The following is a 7359-nucleotide window of genomic DNA, read 5'->3' on the forward strand; positions in this document are numbered from 1 at the left end:
ATGAGTTCCACTCCAGCACTCCAGCTGCGCTTCCCGGCGGATTTCCGCTGGGGAGTCTCCACCTCCGCCTATCAGATCGAAGGCGCGGTGGCCGAGGATGGCCGCGGGATATCCACCTGGGATACATTCTGTGGCGAGCCCGGGCGGATCATTGATGGTTCCAGCGGTGCCAAGGCGGCGGATCATTATCACCGCTACCGCGAAGATGTTGCGCTGATGCGTGATCTCGGCGTGACCGATTATCGCTTCTCCATTGCCTGGCCGCGGATTGTTCCCACCGGCAGCGGTGCGATCAATCCGGCCGGACTGGAATTCTATGACCGGCTGGTGGATGAATTGAACGGTGCCGGCATCAATCCGGTCGTCACGCTGTTCCATTGGGATTTGCCACAGCCGCTGGAGGATGCGGGCGGCTGGCTCAACCGCGATACCGCGCACCGCTTCGCCGATTATGCGGCGATCGTCGGTGAGCGGCTCGCCGACCGGGTCGGCATGTGGATCACGCTCAACGAGCCGATGGTGCTGACCAATTTCGCTTACGCACTTGGTGCGCATGCGCCGGGGCGCACGCTCGGGGTCGGCGCCTTGCCGGTCGCGCATCATCAATTGCTTGGGCACGGGCTTGCGGTGCAGGCGCTGCGCGCCGCTGGCGGGCGTCAGATCGGGATTGCCAACAACCAGGCGCCAGTCTGGCCGGTGAGCGATTCCGCCGAGGATCGCGGCGCGGCGGGCTTTTATGAAACGCTGGTCAACTGGCTCTATTCGGACTCACTGTTGCTTGGGCGCTATCCGGATGGCCTCGCCGGTGCGATGCCTGGCCCAGTTGAGGATGATCTGCGGATCATCTCCACGCCGCTCGATTGGTATGGGCTCAATTATTATAATCCGGTGCGGGTCGGGGCGCCCAATGCGCAGGTGCGGCATGTCGATTCATTCGAGATGCCATCCGACCTGCCGTTCGATCTGCCCGAGATCGAGGGCTATCCCCGGACCGATTTCGACTGGCCGGTGATCCCCGAGGGCCTGACCGAAATGCTGCGGCTGCTGCGCGAGCGCTATGGCGAAGCATTGCCGCCGATCTACATCACCGAAAATGGCTGTTCCTATGCCGATGGCCCCGATGCGACCGGCCGGGTTGCCGATCAGCGCCGCATCGACTTTCTCGACGGCCATCTTCGCGCATTGCGCTCGGCGATGGATGAAGGCGCGGATGTGCGGGGCTATTTCACCTGGTCGCTGCTCGACAATTTCGAATGGGCGGCGGGCTATGAGCAGCGCTTCGGGCTGGTCCATATCGATTATGACACGATGGCGCGGACGCCGAAGGATTCCTATTTCTGGTACCGCGACCTGATCCGTGCCCAGGCGGCCGGCGGCGCATGACGACAGCCGCCCAAACGACCTGGCCGACGTCGACCGATGAACCTCGAATTGCGGTCAGATGGCCGTGGGTTGTGGCGATCTCGGGGGCGAATTTCGGTTTGTGGGTTGCTTTGTTCGGGCCGATCCAGCTGCTTCTCGGCGTCCAGGCCCAGGCGATCTCGCCTGAGCACAAGGTCGCGGCATTGGGAATCGTCACGGCGGCCGGCGCGGTCTGTTCGCTGATCGCCAATCCCTTGTTCGGCGCGCTCTCCGATCGCACCGTGTCGCGGTACGGTCGGCGATTGCCGTGGGTTTTTCTCGGCACCGTTTGCGGCGCGCTGAGCCTGGTGCTGCTCGCGACTGCACAGAGCATCACCATGATGACGATCGCCTGGTGCCTGGCGCAGACCTCGCTCAACGCGATGTTCGCAGCGGTCGTCGCGGCGGTGCCCGATCAGGTTCCGGTCACGCAGCGTGGCGCGGTCGGCGGCTGGCTCGGCATCGCGCAGATATTGGGGCTGGTCTGCGGGGTTGCCGCAGCGGAAGCTGCGCTGCCGAGCATTGCGTCCGCCTATCTTATCCTTGTCGCGATCCTGATTGTGATGGCGATGCCCTATCTCGCGCTGCGCCGCGATATCGTGCTCGATCGCAGGGCCCGGCCGGCCTTTGCCTGGGGGGCGTTTCTCGCCGGCTTCTGGATCGATCCGCGGCGCTATCCCGATCTGGGCTGGGCGTGGATGACCCGCTTCGCGATCAATCTCGTCTATGCCGTCGGCACATTGTACCTGCTCTATTATCTCGGCGACGTGATGCATCGCCCCGATCCGGCCGGCGACGTCGTGACGATGACCGCGGTCAATGTCGTGACCATGGTGCTGGTCATGATCCCGGCCGGGTTCCTGTCCGACCGGCTTGGGCAGCGTAAGATTTTCGTGGTCGTGGCCGGTATCCTGCTGGCGTGCGGCATGGCGATCCTCGCGGCTGGGCCCGGCTGGACCGGCGCGCTGGTCGCGGCTGCCATTCTTGGCGCTGGCTTCGGCATCTACACCTCGGTCGAGTTCGCGCTGATCACTCAGGTGCTGCCGAGCGCTTCGGATCGCGGGCGTGACCTGGGCATGATCAACGTGGCGAATGCCTTGCCGCAGGTGCTGGCCCCCGCGATTGCGGCATTGGTGGTGAGCTATGCCGGCTATCCGATGCTCTACGCGCTCTCCGCCTGCCTGGCGCTGTGCGGTGTTGTCATGATCCGTCAAATCCGGAGTGTTGCATGACCGACCGTGCATCCTTCCCGCCAGTGCCCGACGCGACCGAAACGGCGACGCTGATCCGGCGTGGCGAGATCAGCGCGGTAGAGGCGGTCGATGCCGCGATCGCGCGGGCGGAGGCGCTGCAGCCCGTGTTGAATTTCCTGGTGACGCCGCTGTTCGAGCAGGCGCGGGCGCGCGCCGCCGCACCCGGCCTGGACGGGCCGTTTGCCGGCGTACCCTATCTCGTCAAGGATATGTACGATGTGCCTGGCGCGCCGACGCGCTGGGGCTCGCGCATGACGCAAGCACTGCCCCTGGCCGTCACCCCCAGTTCGTCGATCGCCAAGCTTGAAGAACAAGGGCTTGTGGTGATCGGCAAGACCGCGCTGGGCGAGTTCGGCTTCCTGCCCACTACCGAACCGCTCGCTTTTGGACCGACGCGCAATCCCTGGGACTTGACCCGCACGCCGGGCGGCTCGTCCGGCGGCTCGGCGGCCGCGGTCGCAGCGGGTATCGTCCCCTTCGCCGATGCGGCGGACGGCGGTGGGTCGATCCGCATCCCCGCATCCGCCTGCGGCCTGTTCGGCATGAAGCCGTCGACAGGCCGGCTCGTCGGGGAACAGGCATCGGCGGGACGGTTCGACCTGACGGTCGAGCACTGCCTGAGCCGCAGCGTGCGGGATTCGGCGACCTTGTTCGCTGCCACCGAGCGGCCGAGTGAGGAGTCGGGCCTGCCTCAGGTCGGGCGGGTGACTGGTCCTGCGAAACGCCGGCTGAGGATCGGCTATCTGAGCGAGGGGATCGCCGGCCAGAAGCCGCATGTGGACGTGGCGGCGGGCCTGGATGCGACCACTGCTCTGCTCGACCAACTCGGCCATCATGTCGAACCAACGGCATGGCCGATCGATGGCAATGTCCTGGCGCGGGATTTCACGCTCGCTTTCTCGACCGGCGCGGCGTCGGCGGTCGGCATGGCGCGCAAAGCACTTGGCCGTGAACCCGATGAAACGATGTTCGAGCCCTTCACGCTGGCTCTTGCGCGGGTTGGCGCAGCGGTCGGCGCCGATGATGTGGATGCTGCGATGGACCGGCAACGGGCGATGGTTCAGGCCTATCGAGACTGGTTCGCACGGTTCGACGTCGTTCTGTCGCCGGTCCTGCTCACCCCGCCTGTGGCGATCGGCGAGATTGCCGGCGACGTCCCGCCCGCCATCCTGTCGGCGCGGATCTTCGCGTTCATGAACCTGACCAACCTGCAGAATTACGTCGCCGCGCCGGCGATGAGCGTGCCGCTGCACTGGACGGCGGACGGTGTGCCGGTCGGCATGCAGTTCGCCGCCGATGTGGGGCAGGAGCGGCTGTTGTTCGAGCTCGCCTTCGAACTCGAGGCGGCGAGCCCCTGGGCGCATCGTCGCCCGCCAATTTTTGCCGGGGGGCATTGATCGCATGACATCGAGCAGCATCACGACGGATGGGATCGACACCAATCATTGGGTCGGCGGTCATTCCCTGTCGGGACGCGAGATTGTCGCGGCACTGACATTCGGCGTGGTCGGCATCATGATCCCCGGACTTCAGCCGCTGCTGCTCGGCGCGCTGGCGGAAGGCGGACGATTGTCGGCGGAGGAACTGGGCTATGTCGCGACCGCCGAGCTGCTCGTGATGGGCGCGTCGGCTGTGCTGGCCGGCGCCCTGTTCAAGCCGGAGCGGCTGCGCTGGATTGCGGTGATCGCCTGCCTGGCGCTGGCCGCGATCGACGGGCTGACCACTCATCTCAATGGACTCGATCTCGTATGGGGCCGGGCGGCGGCCGGCGTACCGAGCGGCGTCCTGATCTGGCTTACCTTGTCGATGATCGCCCGGTCTCCGACGCCCGAGCGATGGGCCGGCATTTATCTCACCGTCCAGACTCTCGCCCAGTTTCTCTGGGCGGCGATGCTGGCCGCAACGGTGATGCCGCGCTGGGGCGTCGATGGCGGCTTTCTGTCGCTCAGCGTGCTGTGTTTCGCGGCAATGGCGGCGGCGTTCGCGCTGCCGAACCAGTATGCAGCGTTACCCAGCAGCGCGACGAATGACGGACCCGCCGGATTTCCCAGAGCGCGCGGCTGGATCGCGCTTGCCGCGTCGTTCCTTTATCTCGCGGCGATCGGCGCGGTCTGGGTCTATAGCGAGCCGCTGTCGCGCCAGGCCGGGCATGGTACCGCAGTGATTGGTGCTGCGGTCTCGATTTCGCTCGCCTGCCAGGTGGCGGGTGGCGCGATGGCGACCATGCTCGCGGGACGCGTGCGCTGGAACCATATGCTGGCGCTGTGTGGCCTCGCCGGCCTGGGCGTGCTGGCCGGGTTAGCGATGCTTCCGTCCGCTGCCCTGTTCCTGCTCTTGTCGGGCCTGTTCGGGTTCATCTGGCTGTTTGCGCTGCCCTTCTTTGTGCCGATGGCGATCGAGGCCGACCCGACACGCCGCGCCGCTGTCCTGCTGGGTGGCGCGCAACTGCTGGGCGCGAGCCTCGGCCCGCTGTTCGCGTCGATGCTGGTGAGCGATGTGGAGGCGCGCGGGGCGCTGGGGCTGGGCGCCGCCGCGCTGTGCCTTTTCCTGATCATCACGACCTGGCTGCATCGCACTCGTACGCGCCAGGCCTTTGGCGCGATCGGGAGCGAAACGTGACGGACGTGACGCAACCTGCCGCGGTCCCGGCCGATAGCGGCGCCGTAGCCAAGGCGCCGCCCAAACAGGCACGCGCGCAGCAGACTCGCGAGCATCTGCTCGATGTCGCAGGTGAGTTGCTGGCCGAGATCGGGATGGAACGCATCTCGACCAATTTGATCTGCAACCGGGCCGGTGTGACACCGCCTGCGCTTTATCGTTACTTCGAAGATAAATATGCCGTGATCGAGGCGCTCGGCCGGCGCCTGATGGATCGCCAGAACGAGGTTCTGGTCGCCTGGATGGACCGCTATCTGCCCCTGGGCATTGATGTCGTGACCGCCAATATCGAGGAATTGCTGCGCGAAACCGCGCGGGTCACTGAATCCGAGCCGGGCGGTGTGTGGATCGAGCGCGCGCTCCACGCCACGCCCAAGCTCTCCCATGTTCGCATCGAATCGCACCGCTACGTCACAGATCGCCAAGTCGAAGCCTTTGCGCCGTTCTTTACGGACATACCGAGGCACGTGCTGTGGCGCCGCATCCGCATGGCGGTCGAATTTGGCTACGTCACCGACGAAATGTTGAGTGAGGAGGACAGCATCTCGCGGGATGACGTCTTTGCCGAGGCAGCACGGATGCTGCGCCTCGTGCTGCGCGGCGAAGACAAGGGAGGGTTAGCGTGACTGAATGGCATAACTGGTCGGGCAGCGTCGTGGCGCGACCAGCCAATATCGTTCATCCAAAGACTGAGGAGGAGCTCAGCAGACTGGTCACGCAGGCAAGCAAGGTACGCGTGGTCGGCGCCGGGCATTCCTTCATGCCACTCTGCGAAACCGATGGCCTGCTGCTCTGTCTCGACGCCCTGGAAGGCAGTATCGACGTGGCGCCGGATGGCCGCAGCGCCTGGGCCCCGGCCGGCTGGAGCCTTGCACGGCTGACTCGTGCGCTGTGGGAGAAGGGCTATTCCCTGCCCAATCAGGGCGACGTCAACCCGCAATCGCTTGCCGGCGCGATCTCGACCGGGACCCACGGCACCGGTGCGGAACTCGGGAGTCTCGCGACCTTCGCGCGGGGCTTCCGGCTGGTGCTTGCCGACGGATCGGTGGTGCAATGCAGTGCGACCGAGCGCCCCGACCTGTTCGAGGCGCAACGCCTGTCGCTTGGGTTGCTCGGCGTGGTTACGCGGATCGCCGTTGATCTCGTGCCCGCCTATCATCTGCACGAACGTCTCACCATCAAGCCGCTGGCCGAAATCATGGAACAATGGACCGACCTTGCGGCGCAGCAGCGCCATGTCGAATTCTGGGTCTTCCCTTATTCCGACAATGTGATCCTGAAGACGCTCGAATTGTGCGATCCCGCACCCGAGCCCAAGGCGACATCGGACGTGTCGGAGCGGATTTTCAAAGTCTATTGTGAACTGGCCATGCTCGCGCCGAGCATGACGCCGATGCTGCAACGGACGCTGATGCGGCTGGTCGGGACCGGGCGGCGCCGCGGCCCGGCCTATAGCGTATTCCCGTCGGATCGCACGACGCGCTTCGAGGAGATGGAATATGAGCTGCCTCGCGCGGCCGGCTTTCCGGCGCTCAACGAGGTCATCGCCTGGATTCGCAAGAACCGGCTGCCGGTGAGCTTTCCGTTCGAATATCGGCTGGTCGCCGGGGACGACATCTGGCTCAGCCCGTTCAATAATGGGCCGGGCGCGTCGGTCTCGATGCATCAATATGCAAAAATGCCGTGGCAGGCGCTTTTTGCGACCGCCGAGACGATGTTCCGCGCCCATGGCGGGCGTCCGCACTGGGCCAAACGGCACAACCTGACCGCTCGCGATGTGTATGATCTCTATCCGATGGCCTCTCGCTTCAGCGACGTACGGCGCGAGGTTGATCCGACCGCCAAATTCGCCAATGCGCATCTGACAGCCTTGTTCGGCATCGACCAGCAACCCCATTGATCTTCAGGACCCGCCTATGACTGACCTTCACCTCCACGAAGGCCTTATCGATCAGCAGGGTTCGCGCGCCGCGCTCAACACGCCGGTGCTGGTCATCGATCGCGATGCACTCGATCGCAATCTCGCGCGCATGGCCGATTTCGCTGC

Annotated in this window: 6 protein-coding genes; all 6 read left to right on the forward strand. The window is 65.2% G+C overall.

The features are described from left to right. The 6 genes from ACRECS_RS19145 to ACRECS_RS19170 are packed head-to-tail and all read left to right on the forward strand — an operon-like array spanning position 1 to position 7212. A complete protein-coding gene (locus ACRECS_RS19145; RefSeq protein ID WP_431584541.1) occupies positions 1 to 1383 on the forward strand; it encodes a GH1 family beta-glucosidase in 1383 nt (460 codons plus the stop codon). Further along, on the forward strand, positions 1380 to 2633 hold the full coding sequence (locus ACRECS_RS19150; protein ID WP_431584542.1) for an MFS transporter: 1254 nt from the start codon (positions 1380 to 1382) through the stop codon (positions 2631 to 2633). The genes ACRECS_RS19145 and ACRECS_RS19150 overlap by 4 nt, the downstream gene beginning before the upstream one ends. Continuing rightward, positions 2630 to 4051 (forward strand): amidase, encoded by a 1422-nt coding sequence (locus ACRECS_RS19155; RefSeq protein WP_431584543.1) that lies wholly within the window; start codon positions 2630 to 2632, stop codon positions 4049 to 4051. Before ACRECS_RS19150 ends, ACRECS_RS19155 begins: the two co-directional genes overlap by 4 nt. Before the next feature lie 4 nt (positions 4052 to 4055). After that, complete coding sequence (locus ACRECS_RS19160; RefSeq protein WP_431584544.1) at positions 4056 to 5273, forward strand: hypothetical protein; 1218 nt, start codon at positions 4056 to 4058, stop codon at positions 5271 to 5273. Then, entirely contained in the window at positions 5270 to 5938 is a 669-nt protein-coding gene (locus ACRECS_RS19165) for a TetR/AcrR family transcriptional regulator (RefSeq protein WP_431584545.1), read from the forward strand. Before ACRECS_RS19160 ends, ACRECS_RS19165 begins: the two co-directional genes overlap by 4 nt. Beyond that, positions 5935 to 7212, forward strand: coding sequence for a D-arabinono-1,4-lactone oxidase (locus tag ACRECS_RS19170; RefSeq protein ID WP_431584546.1), 1278 nt, complete (start codon positions 5935 to 5937; stop codon positions 7210 to 7212). Before ACRECS_RS19165 ends, ACRECS_RS19170 begins: the two co-directional genes overlap by 4 nt. Positions 7213 to 7359: the final 147 nt, after the last annotated feature.

Origin of the sequence: Sphingomonas sp. (assembly GCF_050725575.1) — a bacterium.
Lineage (GTDB): Bacteria > Pseudomonadota > Alphaproteobacteria > Sphingomonadales > Sphingomonadaceae > Sphingomonas.

What these genes read in the sequence shown, in the direction of transcription:
- ACRECS_RS19145 (WP_431584541.1), top strand. Translation starts at nt 1, where the DNA reads ATGAGTTCCACTCCAGCACTCCAGCTGCGCTTCCCGGCGGATTTCCGC.
- ACRECS_RS19150 (WP_431584542.1), top strand. Translation starts at nt 1,380, where the DNA reads ATGACGACAGCCGCCCAAACGACCTGGCCGACGTCGACCGATGAACCT.
- ACRECS_RS19155 (WP_431584543.1), top strand. Translation starts at nt 2,630, where the DNA reads ATGACCGACCGTGCATCCTTCCCGCCAGTGCCCGACGCGACCGAAACG.
- ACRECS_RS19160 (WP_431584544.1), top strand. Translation starts at nt 4,056, where the DNA reads ATGACATCGAGCAGCATCACGACGGATGGGATCGACACCAATCATTGG.